The organism is Dechloromonas sp. A34, assembly GCF_026261605.1.
Taxonomy (GTDB): Bacteria; Pseudomonadota; Gammaproteobacteria; order Burkholderiales; family Rhodocyclaceae; genus Azonexus.
In genome coordinates, this window is sequence record NZ_CP102486.1 from 3991739 (window position 1) to 4010149 (window position 18411).

An 18411-nucleotide genomic window follows, 5' to 3' on the forward strand; every position below is an offset into this window, starting at 1 on the left:
GCTTACTCCAGAACCAGGCGTGCGACATCGCCACGCGTATGCGGAACGAGGTCGACCGGCTGTCCATGCCAGTACAACTTGACGCCCGGCGCATAGCCGATGACCAGCGAAAGCGGACCTTCGCCGGACAGTATCTGCTCGCTACCCGCCGCAAGCCGCTGCGAGAACACCAGCTTGTTGTCGCGATTACGCACTTCCAGCCACGAGTCCTTGTCGAAAACAAATCGCATCTGCGGCGCATTGGCTACCGGTGCCGGCTTCTCCAGGTTTTGCGGCGGCGCCGATCCGTCCGCGGCAAGCGCGGGAGGCGGCGCATCGAGCGGGGCCAAAGCCTGCGGATTCATGACCTGCTGCGGTGTCGCGCCCGGCGGAAATACCGGGTCGGCCGATGGCGCAACGGCATCTGCCGGCGGGGTAGCCGGCACTTCCTTGCGGGCCAGCGAGTCGAGCAGACTCTGCGTATTGTCGCGCCAAGCCGAAAGGTCGTTGGGCAAAAGGAAATAAACCAGGGCGGCAAGCAGTACCAGCCCGCCCCCGTCAGCATCACCGCACGGTCCCGCCGCGACGCAGAACCCCCGGTCAGCGGCATCGACGTCGGGCGCGTTTCGGGAACGGACAAGCTGCTGACCGGCTTTTCGAGGACGCCGTCGAGTTGCATCATCAACGGTGCCGGATCGATCTGGACCAACCGGGCGTAATTGCGGACAAAACCACGGACGAACGTCTGTCCCGGCAATCCCTGCCAATCCCCATTTTCCAGTGCCTCAACCTGGCGCGGACCCAGCTTCAGCGCCTGGGCGATGTCGAGAACGTCCAGCCCGCGCGCCTGGCGGGCCGCAGCAAGTTGCTCGCCCACCGACGGCAGGGAAGTAGACGAGACCTCGTCGACAGCAATCTCGTCGGAACCGATCTGCTCACTCATTCAAAATTACCCTTGAGGAATTCCTGATATTCGGGGGACGTCGGGTAGCGGCTGCGCAATTGCGACGCGTAGCCTCCCTCACCTCCCCGATTGCCCAATTTGCGCTCGAGCCGGACGCCCAGCCAGAGGGCTTCGGCCGTCGGCGGCTCCATCATTTTGAGCGCTTCATTGAGGTAGATCCTCGACTCTTCGAGGATGCCGCGCTTGTAAAAAATCTTGGCCAGCTGGAAACGCGCGGTCTGCGCGCCGTCACGCGAGAGTTGTACGGCCTGAAGCAGATAGCCTTGAGCTCCTTCCAGATCACCCGCCTTTAATGCACAGGTACCGGCATTGGTATAGGCGCGATCCGGGGTCTCGTACAACGGGCTCTTCAGCGCATTTAGGAAATAGGCAATGGACTGGCGCTCCTTGCCGGTTTCGCAAAGGTACCAGCCATAGTTGTTATTCACTTCCGGGTCGTTCGGCGCAATACTCAAAGCACGCCGAAAATCGTCCTCGGCCTTGCCGTTTTCCTTGAGCGCAGCGTAGACCAGACCGCGAATGCTGTAGGCCTGGTGATACCCCGAGTCAGCTGCGAGCGCGACACGTAGTTCGTCGAGTGCGACCGACATATTGCCACCCTGGTAGTACATGGCCCCCAGTTCCGTATGAATCCGGGCGCGGTTGCGCGGATCGCTGGCCGCCAGATTGCGCCCGTTCGGCGTCTGCTCAAAGTTGTACTGAGTCTGGGCGTAGGCTGAAAAAACACAAAGCACACTCAGACACACGCCGGCAATCCGGCTTTTCAGCGAAAGACTCTTCACGGCCTTGCCTCCTTGAGGGGGATGATCCGTCCAGCTGTGCGCTTGGTCTTATCCTTGACCTGCCCGGCCAGTTGGCCGCAGGCGGCATCGATATCATCGCCGCGTGTCTTGCGCGTCGTGGTAATAATGCCTGCCGTCATCAGGATATCGGCGAAGCGCCGTACCCGTTCAGCTGGCGAACGCTTGAATGGCGACCCCGGGAAGGGGTTGAAGGGAATCAGGTTGAATTTGCAATGCACCGATTTGACCAACGCCAGCAATTCACGGGCGTGGGCATCGCTGTCGTTGATGCCATCGAGCATGATGTACTCGAAGGTAATGAAATCTCGCGGCGCCTTCTCCAGATAACGCCGGCAGGCGGCCATCAGCTCTTTCAGGGGGTATTTCTGGTTGATCGGCACCAGCTGGTCGCGCAGCTTGTCATTCGGCGCATGCAGCGAGACCGCCAGGGCCACCGGGCACTCATCGCCTAAGCGGTCCATGACCGGCACCAGACCTGAGGTAGACACCGTGACGCGGCGGCGCGACAGACCATAGGCGTTGTCGTCGAGCATCAACTTGAGCGCGGCGACGGAATTTTCGAAATTGGCAAGCGGTTCGCCCATGCCCATCAGCACGACATTGGAAATAACCCGTTCGTCGCCATGCACCGCACCGAGCGCGTTATTGGCCTGCCAAAGCTGGCCGATGATCTCGGCCACCGTCAGATTGCGGTTAAAGCCCTGCTTGCCGGTCGAACAGAATGCACAGTCGAGGGCACAGCCGGCTTGCGTGGACACGCAGAGCGTACCTCGGTCATCCTCGGGAATGAACACCGTTTCCACGGCATTGCCATTACCGACATCGATCAAAAACTTGCGCGTGCCGTCATCCGACAACTTGTCGGAGACCACCGCCGGCGGCAAGACGACGGCTTTCGCCTTGAGCTTCTCGCGAAGGCTCTTGGCAATATCGGTCATGGCATCGAAATCCGCCACACCGGAACGATGAATCCAGCGCAGAACTTGCCGGGCGCGGAAAGGCTTTTCGCCCTGCGCGGCAAACCAGGCGGTCAGGCCTTCAGCATCGAGATCAAGAAGATTTTGCATCAGCATCCCAGTCCGTCATTCCCGCCAATGCGGGAATCCAGAGGTTTCTGGATCCCCGCACCGGCGGGGACGACGGATATTTGAATCAACGACCGGCGTAAACGTTCATGCCCGGGAAGAAGAAGCCGATTTCGACGGCGGCGGTTTCCGGCGCATCGGAACCGTGCACGGCGTTGGCGTCGATGGATTCGGCGAAGTCGGCGCGGATGGTGCCGGCGTCAGCCTTCTTCGGATCGGTGGCGCCCATCAGTTCGCGGTTCTTGGCGATGGCGTTTTCGCCTTCCAGCACCTGGATCATCACCGGGCCGGAAATCATGAAGGAAACCAGATCCTTGAAGAAGGGACGTTCTTTGTGCACACCGTAGAACTGACCGGCTTCTTGCGGGGACAGCCAGGCCATCTTGGAAGCGACGATCTTCAGACCGTTGGTTTCGAAACGGGAATAGATCTTGCCAATGACGTTCTTGGCGACTGCGTCGGGTTTGATGATGGAGAGGGTGCGTTCGATAGCCATTTAATTGCTCCGCAAAAGCTAGACAGTTGAAAAACGGGCAATTTTAGCAGAATCGCGAGGCAAACGCCTGTCTCACTGAGCGGCGGCCTTGCCACCCAGGGTCGCCAGCAAGGGGTCGCGCAGCACGGCAAAATTGCGCGGCGCAATGTACTGCAGCAGTTCCTTGCCCTCACCATCGACCAGGATATCGAGGCCTTTTTGCGGATAGAGCAGGTGCACGCGTTTTTCGGAGATCACCAGGCGCTCGCCAGGCTGCCCGAAGCGCTGGATCACCGTCGCCTCATCCAGATTGACCGCCGGAATGACGCTGATCGCCTTGACCGGCAGATTTTCCGCCAGCGCCAGATCATCCGGATGCAGCGTGATCTTGCGGGTCGTGCTTTCCATGTGCTTGGCCTTCAGGGCTCGCTCGCGCATCGCGGAAATCGCTTCCTTCGAGGCATCGACCGTCACCACCACCTTGGCCAGCACGAAACCGAGCGGCACCTGGGTGTAATACCCTTCTAGGGTACCCGCCTCGCCCGGCTCGGCAATGATCGCGACATCGATTTCCGTTCCCAGTTTCTGCCGTACATCGCCCAACGTACTGCCCCCGGGCTTGATGCCGAAGACACTGCTGCCACCCTGCCCATCGAGTTCGATCTGCCACGGCAGGTTGCTGTTCGGGTCGACGCCCTCGTACTTGCCGGCGATCGGTATGAAGAACGGCACGATCAGCGCCACGAGGACAAAAGCGATCAGGTAGAGAGCGAATTTCATTGAATTCTGATAGGCAACTAGGGATGGGCGATTGTGCCATAGCAACCGCCCGGAAACGAAAAAGCCGCGCCCGGAGAATCCGGTGCGCGGCTTTGGCTGGGCGCTGCGAGCTTAGAGCATGCCCAAGGTCCGGGGCAACCAGAGCGACAGGTCCGGCCAGTAAGTGACTACCATCAAGAAGCCCAGCATTGACAACAGCCACGGCCAGACAGCGACGGTCAGCTCGGTAATCCCCATTTTGGTGATGCCCGAGGCGACGTAGAGGTTCAGGCCGACCGGCGGATGGCACATGCCGACCTCCATATTCACCACCATCAAGATACCGAAGTGCACCGGATGGATGCCGAGTGCCATCGCCACCGGGAACAGAATCGGCGCGAAGATCAGCACGATCGACGATGGCTCCATGAAGTTACCGGCCAGCAGCAGGATGACGTTGACCGCCAGCAGGAAGGTGATCACGCCCAGCCCGTTGCCCAGCATCCAGTCGGCCAGTGCCTGCGGAATGTTCTCGTTGGTCATGATGAAGGAGAACAGCACGGCATTGGTGATGATGTAGAGCAGCATCGCCGACATGTTGGCCGAGTTGAGCAGCACCTTCGGCACGTCCTTGATACCCAGATCGCGGTAGATGAAAACCGCGCAAATGAAGGCATAGACCGCCGACATGGCAGCCGCTTCGGTCGGCGTGAAGATGCCTGTATAGATACCGCCCATCACGACGATGATCAGCAGCAGCCCCCAGACCGAGGCGCGGAAGGCTTTCCAGCGTTCACCCCAGGTCGCCTTCGGCTGACGCGGGTAATTGAACTTCTTGGCGCGATACCAGGTAACACCACCCAGTACGCCGGCCAGGGCCAGGCCCGGGATGACGCCGGCCATGAACAGTGCGCCGACCGAGGTGTTGGTCGCCACCGAGTACATCACCATGACGATGGAGGGCGGAATCAGGATACCGAGCGCTCCAGAGGTGGCGATGACGCCCGCCCCGAACTTGTTCGGAAAGCCCGCCTTGACCATTGCCGGCAGCAGGATGGAGCCGATCGCAACAACCGTCGCCGGGCTGGAACCCGACACCGCTGCAAATAGCGCACAGGCCAGCACACCAGCCAGACCGAGGCCGCCGTACCAGTGGCCGACCATCGACGTGGCGAAATTGATCATTCGTTTCGCCACCCCGCCGTGCGTCAGGAAATTGCCCGCCAGGATGAAGAACGGGATGGCCATGATCTCGAACTTCTCGATGCCGGTGAAGAGCTTCAGGGCCACCGATTCGAGCGGCACCTGGGTCATCGTGAACAGGAAGGTCAGAACGGTCAGGCCGAGCGATATCGAAATCGGCATGCCGGTCAGCATGAGGACGGCCAGCAGGCCGAAAATTACTAGCGCATTCATTTCGGCTCTCCTCCCAAGTCTTCCTTGCGGCGATCCTCCGCCACCGGTTCATCGCGTGTACGGCGATTTTCCCCAATCATGTGGTGTTTCAGGTCGTGCATGTGCAGGTTGTCGTCCAGTCCGTAGGGATTGATATCGACCGCCGGCTTTTCATCCTCCAGGCCTTCGACGTGGCCATGATCGTGATGCGGCAGTTCGCCGGTACGAATGAAGGCGACGCAAACCTGCAGAAAACGGAAGCACATCAGCGACGACCCCAACGGAATGGCGCTGTAAACCATCCAGGTCGGCCATTCCAGATCGGGCGTTGTAGGCCCTTCGTAGTTGTCGCCAGTATCGATACCGAGGAACTGGAAGATGGCGTAATGCGCCCCGTTTTCCCAGACAAAAGTGCCCCCCAGGGTTGCCACCGTACCGGTAAACAAAGCCCCGGCCAGCAGACCGAAGACGATGAACCTGGCGCGATTGCTGTCATCCAGACGGTTGATCAGCACGTCGACCCCGACGTGAATGCCGGTCCGCACGCCGTAGGCGGCGCCGAACTTGGCCATCCAGACGAACATGATGATGCAGAGCTCTTGAGCCCAGCCGAAATTTAGTGTCAGCAACCAGTCCTGCAGACCGGGAATATCCACCCCAGCCATGTAGCGGTGCACGACTGAGACGAAGATAATCAGCGTGGCCGCCCCCATCAGGAAGGTGACCAGCAGTTCTTCCAAGTGATTCAACGCCTTGTTGATCATAACGAGTTCCCCCGGTGTTACTCGGGGGCCGCAGCCCCCGAGTTCTTGTTTCTACTGCGGGTTACAGGCTATCCGGCTTGAAGCCGGTATCCTTGTAGACCGCCTGAATGACCTCTTTACCAACGCGACCTTCCATCTTCTGATGGACCGGCACGAGCGCCTTCTTGAAGGCCAGGCGCTCTTCCTTGGTCGGTACATAAACGGTGGTCTTGCCGCTCTTCTTCACCGCTTCCAGCGAGCTTTCGTTCTCGACCTTGGCGATCTGGTTGGCGTAACGCGTCGCCTGCTCCATGGCATCTTCGAGCTGGCCACGAACGTCTGCCGGCAGGCCATCCCAGAATTTCTTGTTCACAATCACCGCGTAGCCGAGATAACCGTGGTCGGTCAGCGTCAGATGCTTCTGCACTTCGTGCATCTTCTGCGTATACAGGTTGGAGATCGGGTTCTCGGTACCATCGACCACGCCCGTCTGCAGCGCCTGGTAAACCTCGGAGAAGGCCATCACCTGCGGCAGGCCGCCCAGGGCTCTAACCTGCTCTTCAAGCACCTTCGACGACTGGATACGCAGCTTCTTGCCTTTCAGGTCGGCCGGCGACTTGATCGGCGTGTTCAGCGAGAAGGACTTGAAGCCGTTATCCCAGTAACCCAGACCGCGAATCCCCTTGGGTTCCAGCTTGGCGAGCAGTTGCTTGCCGACCGGGCCGTTGGTCACTTTGCGCAGGGCATCGTAATCGGCAAAGATGAACGGCAGGTCGAATACCTCGAATTCCTTGACACCGAGCGGGCCGAACTTGGCCAGCGACGGCGCCAGCATCTGGACAGCGCCCAGTTGCAGCGCTTCCATTTCTTCCTTGTCCTTGTAGAGCGTCGAGTTGGCATAGACCTCGACCTTGACCTTGCCCTTGGTCAACTCGGCCGCCTTCTTGGCGAACATTTCGGCCGCCTTGCCCTTCGGCGTGTCATTGGCCACGACGTGGCTGAACTTGATGACAATCGGCTGTTGGGCATAAGCCCCCAGCGAAACGACGCAGGCAAACAGCCCGACCAGCAGCTTCGATACTTTCATTTTTTCTCCTCCAGAGTATGGGTCGCGAACCGACGATTGCGACTGAGTGAAAGTATTACGAAAGATATAACTGCTGCGTATTGTGGTTTTCCACAATTCAGCCCGCACAAAATAAAACCGCCGGTCAGGCCGGCGGTTTTATTCGGGGACGAAGTCTGATCAGTTATGTTGAACGATCGGACGCGGACTGTGGGGAATCTCGATCTCCGGTGCATCGTCGAGCACCAGTTCGGGGAACTCCGCCTCATCAACCGTTTCGTTATTGAGGACCGCTGTCATGCGCTCGGTATCCAGGGCCTTGCACCACTTGGCAACGACCAGGGTCGCCACGCTGTTGCCGATGAAATTGGTCAAGGCGCGGGCTTCGGACATGAAGCGGTCGATACCGAGGATCAGCGCCAGACCGGCCACCGGCACGGTGCCGACGGCAGACAGCGTCGCGGCCAGCACGATGAAGCCGCTACCGGTGACACCGGCGGCACCCTTCGAGGTCAGCAGCAGGATGAAGAGCAGCGTGATCTGCTGGCCGAGATCCATCGGGGTATTGGTCGCCTGGGCGATGAACACGGCAGCCATGGTCAGGTAGATCGAGGTACCGTCGAGATTGAAGGAGTAACCGGTCGGCACGACCAGCCCCACCACCGACTTCTCGGCACCGGCATTTTCCATCTTGGCCATCAGGCGCGGCAGGGCAGACTCGGACGACGAGGTACCGAGCACCAGGAACAGCTCTTCCTTGATGTACTTGATCAGCTTGAAGATCGAGAAGCCGTGAAATGCAGCAATACTGCCCAGCACGCCGACGATGAAGATGACGCAGGTCAGGTAGAAGGCCCCCATCAGGCTGGCCAGTTGCGTCAGGCTGCCGACGCCGTGCTTGCCGATGGTGTAGGCCATGGCACCGAAAGCGCCAATCGGAGCGACCTTCATGATCACGCCGACGATGCCGAACAGCACGTGCGACAATTTTTCGATCAGATCGAAGACCGGCTTGCCGCGCTCACCGAAGGCATGCATGGCATAGCCAAACAGAATCGAGAAGAACAGCACCTGCAGCATGTCGCCCTTGGCAAAGGCGTCGACGACGCTGGTCGGAATGATGTTCAGCAGGAAATCGACCGTCGACTGCATCTTGCCCGGCTCGGCATACTTGGCGATGCCCTTGGTGTCCAGCGAAGCCGGATCGACATTCATGCCGACACCCGGCGCCCAGACGTTGACCACGATCAGGCCGATGATCAGCGCAATGGTGCTGACTACTTCGAAATAGAGCACAGCGAGGCCGCCGGTCTTGCCGACCTTCTTCATGTCTTCCATGCCGGCAATGCCGACGACGATGGTACAGAAGATGATCGGGGCGATGATCATCTTGATCAGCTTGATGAAGCCATCACCGAGCGGCTTCATCGCGGCGCCGGTTTCGGGGTAGAAATGACCGAGGGAGACACCAATGATGATCGCGACGATCACCTGGAAATACAAACTCTTGAATACCGCTCTTTTGGCCATGAAGCTGAGCCTCCTTTGGTAAGATTTTTCTGGAAATTGTGACAAAACGGCGGCGAGTATCGTTAAACGGCGAGCGCCTCGCCATTGTGGTTATCCGAATTGTGGATAGCCACAATGCCAACCACCGGAAAAACGTGGTGTAGCATTTCCCTATGACACAGGTTCGCCAATCCAACTCCGGCAGCGCCCGCCACCTGCGCTGGCTACTCGCCCTGCCCAAACTCGGCATCGTGCTGCTGCTCGCCGCGCTGCTCGCGCTGCTCTGGCTGCTCCACCGCAACGAACTGGAAGAAGAGCGGGCGGCGCTGATCAAGGACGTCCTCTGGCTCGAACAAAGTCTGCGCTTTCATCTGAGCGGGAACGAGGAGCAACTGCAGCAGTTGGCGACAGACATGAGCACCCAACCCGACCGCAAAAAAATCTTCCGCCTGCGCGCCGCCCATTTGCTCAAGAACAACCCCGAGGTATCGCAGATACTCTGGCTCAACCGCGATCGCGAAGTGATCGATGCCTTGCCGACGACCACGCCCCCCGATCGCGAGATGGACCCTTTCGGGCCGCCGGTTACCGCCAAAGCCTTCGAACTGGCCAGCCGGATCGGCAAGCGCGTCTATAGCGAACCTTTCTTTCTCGATGCCAACCGCGCCTTCATCGAAGTTCTGATCCCGATCCAGATCGAAAGCGAGCCGGCCGGCATGCTGGTCGCCCTCTATTCGCTCGATGCGGTGCTGAGCAGCCAGGTGCCGTGGTGGTTCACGGAAAAATACAAAGTGGTGATCGTCGACGACAACGACATTCAGTACGCCCGCAAGAGCAATATCGAAGGCAACACCAGCCAGACCTACGAAATCCCATTCGATCCGCCGGGTTACGGCCTCAAGCTCCAGATCACCAGCTACCAGAACACAGACAATTCGCTACAGCGCCTGCTGACCATCGCCATCATCGCGCTCGGGGCCGGCGTCTTCTGGAGCCTGTGGATAGTCCGCGACCTGATGAAAAAACGCTCGCGCGCCGAGGAAGCCCTGCGTGCCGAACACGCCTTCCGGACAGCGATGGAAGACTCGCTGACCGTCGGCATGCGGGCGCGCGACCTCAACGGCACGGTCATCTACGTCAATCCGGCCTTCTGCAAGATGACCGGATTTTCGAGCGACGAGCTGGTCGGCAAGACCCCACCCATGCCCTACTGGGTGCCGGAACAGATCGACGAAGCCTATGCGATACACCAGAGCGTGCTGGCAGGCCAGGCGCCGCCCGAAGGTTTCGAAATCACCTTCCAGCGCAAGGGTGGCGAGCGTTTCCATACGCTGATCTACGAAGCCAAGCTGATCGACGGCAATGGACGCCATACCGGCTGGATGGCCTCGATCCTCGACATCACGGAAAGAAAGCACGCCGAAGAACTGGCCCGTCAGCAACAGGAGCAGCTGCAATTCACGTCGCGCCTGGTGACCATGGGCGAAATGGCGTCCACGCTGGCCCACGAGCTGAACCAGCCGCTGGCGGCGATCGCCAGCTACAACTCGGGCTGCCTGAACCTGCTCGAAAAACCGGAATGCCAGCCCCGGGAAATCAAGCCGGCGCTGGAGAAAATCGGCATCCAGGCCCAACGGGCCGGCAAGATCATCCGCCGCGTCCATGACTTCGTACGCAAGAGCGAACCCAAGCGCGCCCCCTGTGCGCTCGGCGAAGTGATCGACGACTGCCTGGGTTTCATCGAGGCCGACGCGCGCAAGCGCCACATCCGCATCGAATGCGAGCTGCCGCCCCTGCCGCCGATCCCGGCCGACCGCCTGATGCTGGAGCAGGTGCTGCTCAACCTGATCCGCAACGGCATGGAAGCCATGGCGGAAACCCCCGCGCCCCATCGCATCCTGCGCATCGACACGGAAGTCAGCGCCAGCGAATTGCGGATCAGCGTCAGCGATCACGGCAGCGGAATCGCTCCGGAAATTCGCGACAAGTTGTTCACTGCCTTTTTCTCGACCAAACCAGACGGCATGGGCATCGGCCTGTCGATCTGCCGCTCCATCATCGAGTTCCACCGTGGCCGGCTATGGGCCGACGACAACCCCCGCTCACCCACCGGAAGCGGTACGATATTCACCTTCACCTTGCCGCTGGAAGCCGCATGAGCACTCCGCAAGCCCATCTGGTCGACGACGACGACGCCATTCGCGACGCCCTGTCCTGGTTGCTCCGGTCACGCGGCATCCCTTTTGCCGCCTACGACTCGGCCGAAAGTTTCCTCGCCACCTGGACTCCGGATGTCAGCGGCTGCCTGGTTCTCGACATGCGGATGACTGGCATGAGCGGACTGGACTGCTTCGATCAACTGCGCGAACGGCAGTCGACCCTGCCGGTGATTTTCCTGACCGGCCATGGCGACGTCCCGCTGGCCGTGGCGACCCTGAAAAAAGGCGCCTTCGATTTTTTTGAAAAACCCCTCAACGACAACGATCTGGCCAGCCGCATCATCGAGGCCATGGAACTCGATGCCAGACAACGCGTCGCCAGTGCCACGGTGGATTCGGTCAACGCCCGCCTGACCAGCTTGACAACCCGCGAACGGCAAATCATGGAACTGGTGCTGGCCGGCAAGTTCAACAAGGTTATCGCCGACGAGCTCAACATCAGCATGCGCACGGTCGAGGTACATCGCGCCAACCTGTTCGACAAGATGCAGGTAAAAACCGCCGTCGAGCTGGCCAATTTGCTGAAACCCAATCTTTGATTCGCTCGTACCCCCTTTAGTTACTTTTGCTATACTTTGCACTTCCTAGACCGGGGCTAATCGGAACAAACCTCTATTTCCTGGGGGTCTGTCATACAACATGACAATACAAGGTAATTTCCTTACCGCCGGGCGCAAAGATCGCAGCCCTATTCCGATATTTTCAGTTTCACCATGGCTTTTCGCCCGTCATGACCGGCCCTCCTCGCCAGCCAATCCAAATGGCAGCATTCATGACTTCACGACGCTCAAGCTTGGTGATGTCAAATGTCGAGAGTTGAAATGCACAATCATGACAGTGGCGCAGCCATGACGTGGCTGCTACGGATCTTGGCGATCTTGTTCACCGTCGGCGCAATAATCGCCGGCTTTGTCGGCTATCGCCTGAGTACCCAGCCGCCTCCGCCCCCCCCGCCAGCAGCGGCACCAGCGGAAGTCGCTGTCGAGAGTTTGCGGGCCGTGCCGGCCGGCACACCGCTCCGTGCCGAAGACATCGGCGTCAAGCAGGTATCGGTCAAGCCCAAAGGCAGCTTTGCGACCCCGGCGCAGGTCCTTGGCCAGACGCCCAGCGCCAACATTGCGGCTGGCGAAATTCTCACGCGAGCCCATTTTGCCGTCAGCGGCCAGTTGCAACGCAACCTGCACCCTGGCGAACGAGCCGTCGCCATCAAGGTTGATGAGGTCGTCGGCCTCGGAGGCTTTGCCCTGCCGGGTGACCGGGTCGATGTACTGTTTTACCTGCGCTCCAGCCTGGAAACCAAGAACACAAGTTCAGCCCAAGTCGTCCTCGCCGACGTCCGCTTGCTGGCCTTCGGCGAATCCGTCCAGGCGGCGGCCACAGAGGATGACGGAAACACCGGTCGCAAGCCCGAAAAAACTTCGAGCCGCACCCGTGAGACCACATCCGCCGTACTCGCCGTACCGGCTGCCGCGGCTTCGCGGCTCATGCTCGCCGCCAACAGCGGCAACCTCCGTCTCGCCCTGCGCCCCGTCGAACCGTTGGCAGCCTCGCCCGCCCCGCCCCACCTCGTCCACCTGGGCGAACTTGCCCAGGCCGCACCGCCGCCCCCGGAAAAGGCGACGACAACGCGCCGCGAGGCCTTGCCATCGCCCGCCATCCTCATCCACGAAGGCGATACTGTCCGCGCCACCCGAATTCCTCCGCGCTAATCTGCCCAAACTACGAGGCCGCCGTGTTCCGTTGCCTGATCGCCTGTTGCTGCACCCTGCTCCTGACCACGGCAGCCCTCCCGGCCCATGCCCAGGGAGGACAAGCCAGTGGCATCAATGTCGCCCCGGGCAGCCAGCATCCTTACACCCATGGCACCCCCATCCGCCGGGTTGCCGTCGGCGACCCCAAGGTTGCCGGTGTCGTGCTGACTTCCTCGCGCTCCCTGCTCATCACCGGCAAGCAGCCGGGAAGCACCACCCTGTTCGTCTGGGATAAGCAGAGCGGACCCAATCCCGGATTCCAGACCCAACTCGTGGTGGCACCGGCGATTGATGATGGCGGACTCCGGGTGCAGGGGGCCGGAGCTCACCTGAAGCTAGCCGGCACCCTGTCCTCTCTCGAGTCGCACCAAGCCGCGCTGGGAGCCCTGCGCGAGGGAACAAAGCCGGTGGACGCCAGCCATTCCGATTTTGACACCCAGGTGCAGATTGATATCAAGGTGGTCGAGGTCAGTCGCAAACGGCTGATGGACGCGGGCTTTTTCCTCGGCAAGAACAGCGCCCGGTCAACTCAAGCCATTTCCGGCCCAGGCAACCTCACCGGCATCGAAGCCAGTTCCAGTTCGGGCAATTTCACACTGTTCAGCGAATCGGGCTTCCTGCCCTTCCAGAGGGCCTACAACCTGATCTGGGGCGGCGCCCAACGCGGCCTGCTCGGCGCCCTCAGCGTCCTCGAAGCGGATGGTTTCGCCTACACCCTGGCCGAACCCAGCCTGACGGCGATCAGCGGCCAGACCGCCTCCTTCCTCGCCGGCGGCGAGATCCCCATTCCACTGCGCACCGGTGGTGGCGCGGACAGCGCCATCAGCATCCGCTACAAGGAATTCGGCATCAAGGTCGCCCTCACCCCGACGGTTCTCGACCGGGACCGCATCTTCCTCAAGGTCGCCCCGGAAGTCAGCGAACTGGATAACACCCTATCGGTCCAGACCGGCGGCGTCACCGTTCCCGGCCTCAGCGTACGCCGGACCGAAACCAGTGTTGCACTGGGCGACGGCGAAAGCTTCGTGCTGAGCGGACTGGTCAGCCGCAATACGGCCAGCAACGTCGATAAATTCCCGATCCTTGGAGAAATCCCCATCCTCGGTGCCTTCCTGCGTTCGACCCGCTTCGACCGCACCGACAAGGAGCTGCTGATGGTGGTAACCGCCCACCTGATACGGCCTTTTGCCAAAGGACAGGCCTTGCCGCCGTTGCCTGGCGAAAACCTCCGGAACTACGACCCCAGCTTCCTCCAGCTCATGTTTCAGGAGAAGGGACGCTTCAATTCTTTGACAGGATTTTCCGACTGATGGCCGAGCATCGCAGTTTCGTCGTTGTCACGGACCAGGAGCCTTTCGCCCACTGGCTTACCCAGACGCTCCGCGACGAGGGAGCCACCATCGTTGTCGACACCTCGGCGCTCGACCGGGTGTTGCAACTGGTCGACATGACGGGGACCCGGCTGGTCTTCGTCAGCCTTTCACGCGAAGGGCTGCGCCAGGACGCTGCCTTCCTCGAAGGGCTGCTCGCGGCCAAGCCATTACTGCCGATCATCGCGGTTGCCGAATCGCCCGACCAGGCCCTGCTACTGGCCGCCTTGCGGGCCGGCGCCCGTGACTTCATCACGCCGGAACTGCGGCCGGACGAAGTGATCAGCGTGGTTCGCCACCTGCTCGACCGGACGCAGTCCCTGACCACCAGCCCCGGAGATCACGGCTGGGCGGCCGCCGTGGTCAGCGCCCGGCCTGGCAGCGACGCGCCGATGTTCGCCCTGCACCTGGCCCTCGCCATCCAAACCCAGTCGCCGCAAAACAAGACGCTACTTCTCGACCTCGGTGCCCCGCCAGCCGACACCTTGCTCTTTCTTGGCATCAAATCTTCCTACACTTTCGTGGATGCCGTACGCAGCCTGCGCCGGCTCGACTCCACGTTGATCGACACCGCCTTCGGCAAGCACAAAAGCGGACTTCATCTGCTCGCCATGCCTGAGGATCTGCAGCTCAACACCCAAGACATTACCTCGGCCGACATCTACGTTCTGCTCGGCACCCTGCGCCGCTACTTTACGCATATCGTCATCAATCTCGGCGGCGTCCCGACCTCGGATTTCCTCTATCTGGCCCTCGGCCGCGTCGATCGCGTGGTGGTAATCGCCGAGCAGAGCCTGCCCAGTTGCAAGCAGAACATGAATCTCCTGCAACATTTGCGGGAAAACAAAATCGACCTTAACACCGCCGGTCTGGTGCTCGACCACTACCTCTCGCGGATGCCGCCGGATGCCGACAGCGTCGCCAAAGGCATGAGCCTGCCCTTGCTGACCACCTTGCCCTCCTCCGGGATGGCCCGGCTGGCCGTGATGAATAGCGGCGAAAGCATGTTCGACAACTCACCCCGCGACCCTTATGCGATTGCCATTCGTCGCCTGGCGAGGGAACTGCTGGCCGCTGCCCCCAACCCCGACGAAGCCCCCCGGGGCTGGCTGGCCAAAGCGCGTGGCTGGCTGACCGGCGAACCGGCCTAGGACGATCGCCGTGCGCACCTTGCCCTTCTCCGCCTTTGGCTACGATTTCAGCCTCAAGCACAGCGATACCTTCCAGGACACCAAGCTGCGCCTGCATCATTTCCTGATCGATCGCATCGAGGAAGAGCGGGTTCCGATCGGCGACATGACCAAGGACGATCTCGCCGGCTATGTACGCAGCAAGGTCACCCGCTACGTTGCCGAGCACCATCTGGCCGTCACCGCCTACGACACAGAGCAATTGACCCAGGAGATGGTGGACGAGCTCACCGGCTACGGTCCGCTGGAGAAGCTGATCCAGGACGATCAGGTCAATGACATTCTGGTCAATGGCGCCCGCCATATCTTCATCGAACGCAATGGCAAGCTACTGCCCACCGACCTGCGTTTTATCGACGACGACCATGTGTTGCGGGTAATTCGGCGCATTCTGGCACCACTCGGCCGGCGCCTGGACGAATCGAGCCCAATGGTGGACGCGCGCCTGCCGGACGGCAGCCGGGTCAATGCCATCATTCCGCCGGTCGCCCTGAACGGCCCCTGTCTCTCGATCCGCAAGTTCCGCAAGGATCCACTGCAGGCCAGCGACCTGCTGGCATTCGGCACCTTCGACCAAAGTGTGCTCGATTTTCTGCATAGAGCAGTCACCAGTCGCTGCAACATCCTGATCAGCGGAGGCACCGGGGCCGGCAAAACAACCCTGCTCAACGTCCTTTCCCGCCACATACCGGCCGAAGAACGCCTGGTCACCATCGAAGATGCCGCCGAACTGCAGCTGGGTCACAACCACGTGGTCCGTCTGGAAACGCGCCCGCCCAACATCGACGGCCGCGGTGAAGTCACGTCCCGCGAACTGGTCAGGAACGCCCTGCGCATGCGCCCCGATCGCATTATTCTCGGCGAAGTGCGCGGTGACGAGGTGATGGACGTCCTCCAGGCGATGAATACCGGCCACGACGGGTGCATGAGTACCGTGCACGCCAACAATCCACGCGATGCCTTGGTCCGCCTCGAAATGCTGGCCGGCCTGGCCGGCTTCCAGGGCACCGACCTGACACTGAAAACGATGATCGCTACCGCACTTGATCTGGTTGTTCAGATCAGCCGCCTGCCCGATGGTCGCCGACGGCTTACCGGCATCGACGAAGTGCTCGGTATACGCGACGGCCAGTTCGTCACCAGCACCCTGTATGAACACCGCAGCGACAGCGATAGCTTCGTCAGCCTCGGCGTCCTGCCGGGTAGCGCCAAGCTACGGCAAGATGCCGGCGGCCGCGGCAAATGGCACTCCTGAGCCTGGCGCTTTACCTGTTTGCCCTGCTACTCGTGCTGGCAGCCGTGTGGACTTTGCGCAACGCCCAGCGCGCCGATCTTCAGTCGCGGATCGGCAGTCGTTTCAGCGAAAACTCGGTTTTCCGGCGCGAGGCCGATACCGGCCGCCGTCCGCTGCGCGGCACCGTCTTTCATCGCTGGCTATGGCGAAGCGGAATTCGGCCAACGCCAACGCGCCTGCTTGCCTTCGCGGCCGGCCTGCTGGGCATTCTCGGACTGACCTGGCTGCATAGCGGAACAATCGCCGCCTTGGCCTGCTTTGGGATTGCAATTGCAATCGTCATCGTGCTGCCTCACTACCAGTACCGTAAGCGGACCTCCGCCATGGTCGCCCAGGTTCCGCTCTTTCTTGACCAGGTGGTGCGCGGCCTGGCCACCGGCCGCAATCTCGACGGCGCCCTGCGCCTGGCCACCGAAGACACCCGGGAACCCCTGCAGGAGGTCATGGCACGGGTCCAGATGGCGGTCGATCTGGGCGAAGACATCGGCGAAGCCCTGCGTGATGCGGCCCGCCTCTATGATCTACGCGAACTTCATTTCATCGCGATGGCAGTACAGATCGCCCACGGGTTTGGCAGCAACCCCAAGGAAATGCTGGAGAGTGCGGCCAAACTGGTCCGTCACCGCGAACAGGCGCAACGTGAACTTCGCGCCCTCACCGGCGAAATCCGTGTCAGCGCCTGGGTGCTGAGCATCCTGCCGAGCGCTTTGGCGCTTTACATGGTGGCCGTCAACCCGGACTACATCAACACCATGTGGCACGACCCCACCGGTCGCGTCGTCCTCATGCTATCGCTGGCCTTGCAGGCAACCGGCGTAATCATTCTTTGGCGCATGGTGAAGAGCGTATGAGTCGGCCGCCCACCAGTTCCAACGACGCCACCGCTGCAGCAAAAGGGGCCGCGTAATGCATTGGCTATTGACGGTTGCCATCCTGCTCGCCGGAGCCGGCCTGGCCATGTTCTACGTTCTGCGACAGCAGGGACGCCAGGACAGCCGGCGACGCTTCGACGAGGTTTTGGCACGCCGCGACGACGCCAGTTGGCTGACCGCGGCCAGCCCGGAAAAGGGCGACCGTTACGGCGCCGGCCTACTGCACAGCATCACCCAGCGACAATCAGCCGGCCTCGACCTGCGGCGCGCCGGGTGGACCGGCCAGAACGCCAACCTCATCTATGTTGCCCTGGCCACCATCGCACCGGTTGTCGGCATGCTGCTCAGCAGTGGCTGGGGGATCGCCGCCAACTACCAGACGAACGATGTGCTCGCCCTGGCATTTCTCGGATTTGGCGCCGGCTACTTGCTCCCACCCCGCTTGTTGCGCTGGCAGGCCGGGCGGCGACAAAAGTTACTGCGCGAGGAAATGGTGGCCGTACTGCATGTCCTACGCATGCTCTTCGATGCCGGGCTATCCCTCGAACATGCCCTGCGCATCTTCAGCGAGCAAGGAAACGAACTGGCACCGGAGATGGCAAGCGAAATCGGGCTGGCGCTGGCCCGCATCAACTCCGGCCAGGACCGGGCCGACGCACTAGAGGAAATGGCTGCGCCGCTTGGCGTGCCCGAACTCGACGATACCGTCGCCATTCTCAAACAGGCCACCCGCTACGGCGGCAGTCTGCGCGAATCGCTGGTCCGCTTTGCCACGCTCATGGAGGAGCGGCAAATGACCAGCATGCGCGAGTATGTCAGCAAGCTATCGGCCAAAATGACGTTGGTCATGGTCATTTTCATGTTCCCCGCCCTGATGCTTTTCCTTGCCGGCCCAGGCTTCCTGGCGCTGGCCCGAGCCCTGACCCGGATCAACTGA

The 18411-nt window shown here is 61.0% G+C and carries 18 protein-coding genes; 8 read left to right on the forward strand and 10 right to left on the reverse strand.

The window, feature by feature from the left end; all coding sequences use genetic code 11:
• Positions 1 to 2 precede the first annotated feature (2 nt).
• The 10 genes from NQE15_RS19925 to NQE15_RS19970 all read right to left on the reverse strand — a co-directional run bounded on the left by NQE15_RS19925 (position 3) and on the right by NQE15_RS19970 (position 8799).
• The gene (locus NQE15_RS19925; RefSeq protein WP_265944035.1) at positions 3 to 344 is read right to left on the reverse strand and encodes a DUF4115 domain-containing protein; all 342 of its coding nucleotides are present in this window, start codon (positions 342 to 344) and stop codon (positions 3 to 5) included.
• On the reverse strand, positions 341 to 922 hold the full coding sequence (locus tag NQE15_RS19930) for a helix-turn-helix domain-containing protein (RefSeq protein WP_265944037.1): 582 nt from the start codon (positions 920 to 922) through the stop codon (positions 341 to 343). Before NQE15_RS19930 ends, NQE15_RS19925 begins: the two co-directional genes overlap by 4 nt.
• A complete protein-coding gene (gene pilW, locus NQE15_RS19935; protein WP_265944039.1) occupies positions 919 to 1725 on the reverse strand; it encodes a type IV pilus biogenesis/stability protein PilW in 807 nt (268 codons plus the stop codon). Before pilW ends, NQE15_RS19930 begins: the two co-directional genes overlap by 4 nt.
• On the reverse strand, positions 1722 to 2813 hold the full coding sequence (gene rlmN / locus NQE15_RS19940; protein WP_265944041.1) for a 23S rRNA (adenine(2503)-C(2))-methyltransferase RlmN: 1092 nt from the start codon (positions 2811 to 2813) through the stop codon (positions 1722 to 1724). Before rlmN ends, pilW begins: the two co-directional genes overlap by 4 nt.
• Positions 2814 to 2898: 85 nt before the next feature.
• Complete coding sequence (gene ndk / locus NQE15_RS19945; protein WP_226443029.1) at positions 2899 to 3327, reverse strand: nucleoside-diphosphate kinase; 429 nt, start codon at positions 3325 to 3327, stop codon at positions 2899 to 2901.
• Positions 3328 to 3399: 72 nt separating this feature from the next.
• Positions 3400 to 4086 (reverse strand): hypothetical protein, encoded by a 687-nt coding sequence (locus tag NQE15_RS19950; RefSeq protein ID WP_265944047.1) that lies wholly within the window; start codon positions 4084 to 4086, stop codon positions 3400 to 3402.
• A gap of 111 nt (positions 4087 to 4197) precedes the next feature.
• On the reverse strand, positions 4198 to 5481 hold the full coding sequence (locus NQE15_RS19955; protein WP_265944049.1) for a TRAP transporter large permease: 1284 nt from the start codon (positions 5479 to 5481) through the stop codon (positions 4198 to 4200).
• A complete protein-coding gene (locus tag NQE15_RS19960) occupies positions 5478 to 6221 on the reverse strand; it encodes a TRAP transporter small permease (protein ID WP_265950356.1) in 744 nt (247 codons plus the stop codon). Before NQE15_RS19960 ends, NQE15_RS19955 begins: the two co-directional genes overlap by 4 nt.
• A gap of 64 nt (positions 6222 to 6285) precedes the next feature.
• On the reverse strand, positions 6286 to 7290 hold the full coding sequence (locus NQE15_RS19965; protein WP_265944052.1) for a TRAP transporter substrate-binding protein: 1005 nt from the start codon (positions 7288 to 7290) through the stop codon (positions 6286 to 6288).
• Positions 7291 to 7449: 159 nt separating this feature from the next.
• Positions 7450 to 8799: a dicarboxylate/amino acid:cation symporter gene (locus NQE15_RS19970; protein ID WP_265944054.1), complete on the reverse strand. Its 1350-nt coding sequence runs from the start codon at positions 8797 to 8799 to the stop codon at positions 7450 to 7452.
• Between the two features lie 152 nt (positions 8800 to 8951).
• On the opposite strand from NQE15_RS19970, the gene NQE15_RS19975 reads away from it, so the two are divergent.
• From NQE15_RS19975 to NQE15_RS20010, 8 genes are all read left to right on the forward strand, one after another.
• On the forward strand, positions 8952 to 10937 hold the full coding sequence (locus NQE15_RS19975; protein WP_265944057.1) for a PAS domain-containing sensor histidine kinase: 1986 nt from the start codon (positions 8952 to 8954) through the stop codon (positions 10935 to 10937).
• Positions 10934 to 11536, forward strand: coding sequence for a response regulator transcription factor (locus NQE15_RS19980; RefSeq protein WP_265944059.1), 603 nt, complete (start codon positions 10934 to 10936; stop codon positions 11534 to 11536). The genes NQE15_RS19975 and NQE15_RS19980 overlap by 4 nt, the downstream gene beginning before the upstream one ends.
• Before the next feature lie 309 nt (positions 11537 to 11845).
• Complete coding sequence (cpaB, locus tag NQE15_RS19985; protein WP_265944060.1) at positions 11846 to 12706, forward strand: Flp pilus assembly protein CpaB; 861 nt, start codon at positions 11846 to 11848, stop codon at positions 12704 to 12706.
• A 23-nt stretch (positions 12707 to 12729) separates the two neighbouring features.
• A complete protein-coding gene (locus tag NQE15_RS19990) occupies positions 12730 to 14058 on the forward strand; it encodes a type II and III secretion system protein family protein (protein ID WP_265944061.1) in 1329 nt (442 codons plus the stop codon).
• Positions 14058 to 15269 carry an AAA family ATPase gene (locus NQE15_RS19995; RefSeq protein WP_265944063.1) on the forward strand — a complete coding sequence of 404 codons (1212 nt, stop codon included), beginning with the start codon at positions 14058 to 14060 and terminating at the stop codon, positions 15267 to 15269. Before NQE15_RS19990 ends, NQE15_RS19995 begins: the two co-directional genes overlap by 1 nt.
• Positions 15270 to 15279: 10 nt before the next feature.
• Positions 15280 to 16563, forward strand: coding sequence for a CpaF family protein (locus tag NQE15_RS20000; protein ID WP_323054915.1), 1284 nt, complete (start codon positions 15280 to 15282; stop codon positions 16561 to 16563).
• Positions 16551 to 17453, forward strand: coding sequence for a type II secretion system F family protein (locus tag NQE15_RS20005; protein WP_265944065.1), 903 nt, complete (start codon positions 16551 to 16553; stop codon positions 17451 to 17453). The genes NQE15_RS20000 and NQE15_RS20005 overlap by 13 nt, the downstream gene beginning before the upstream one ends.
• Before the next feature lie 55 nt (positions 17454 to 17508).
• Entirely contained in the window at positions 17509 to 18411 is a 903-nt protein-coding gene (locus NQE15_RS20010; RefSeq protein ID WP_265944067.1) for a type II secretion system F family protein, read from the forward strand.

Excerpts from the sequence above, each read along its gene's own strand:
- NQE15_RS19925 (WP_265944035.1), bottom strand. The coding sequence starts at position 344 with ATGAATCCGCAGGCTTTGGCCCCGCTCGATGCGCCGCCTCCCGCGCTT.
- NQE15_RS19930 (WP_265944037.1), bottom strand. The coding sequence starts at position 922 with ATGAGTGAGCAGATCGGTTCCGACGAGATTGCTGTCGACGAGGTCTCG.
- rlmN (WP_265944041.1), bottom strand. The coding sequence starts at position 2,813 with ATGCAAAATCTTCTTGATCTCGATGCTGAAGGCCTGACCGCCTGGTTT.
- ndk (WP_226443029.1), bottom strand. The coding sequence starts at position 3,327 with ATGGCTATCGAACGCACCCTCTCCATCATCAAACCCGACGCAGTCGCC.
- NQE15_RS19950 (WP_265944047.1), bottom strand. The coding sequence starts at position 4,086 with ATGAAATTCGCTCTCTACCTGATCGCTTTTGTCCTCGTGGCGCTGATC.
- NQE15_RS19955 (WP_265944049.1), bottom strand. The coding sequence starts at position 5,481 with ATGAATGCGCTAGTAATTTTCGGCCTGCTGGCCGTCCTCATGCTGACC.
- NQE15_RS19965 (WP_265944052.1), bottom strand. The coding sequence starts at position 7,290 with ATGAAAGTATCGAAGCTGCTGGTCGGGCTGTTTGCCTGCGTCGTTTCG.
- NQE15_RS19970 (WP_265944054.1), bottom strand. The coding sequence starts at position 8,799 with ATGGCCAAAAGAGCGGTATTCAAGAGTTTGTATTTCCAGGTGATCGTC.
- NQE15_RS19975 (WP_265944057.1), top strand. The coding sequence starts at position 8,952 with ATGACACAGGTTCGCCAATCCAACTCCGGCAGCGCCCGCCACCTGCGC.
- NQE15_RS19980 (WP_265944059.1), top strand. The coding sequence starts at position 10,934 with ATGAGCACTCCGCAAGCCCATCTGGTCGACGACGACGACGCCATTCGC.
- cpaB (WP_265944060.1), top strand. The coding sequence starts at position 11,846 with ATGACGTGGCTGCTACGGATCTTGGCGATCTTGTTCACCGTCGGCGCA.
- NQE15_RS19995 (WP_265944063.1), top strand. The coding sequence starts at position 14,058 with ATGGCCGAGCATCGCAGTTTCGTCGTTGTCACGGACCAGGAGCCTTTC.
- NQE15_RS20005 (WP_265944065.1), top strand. The coding sequence starts at position 16,551 with ATGGCACTCCTGAGCCTGGCGCTTTACCTGTTTGCCCTGCTACTCGTG.
- NQE15_RS20010 (WP_265944067.1), top strand. The coding sequence starts at position 17,509 with ATGCATTGGCTATTGACGGTTGCCATCCTGCTCGCCGGAGCCGGCCTG.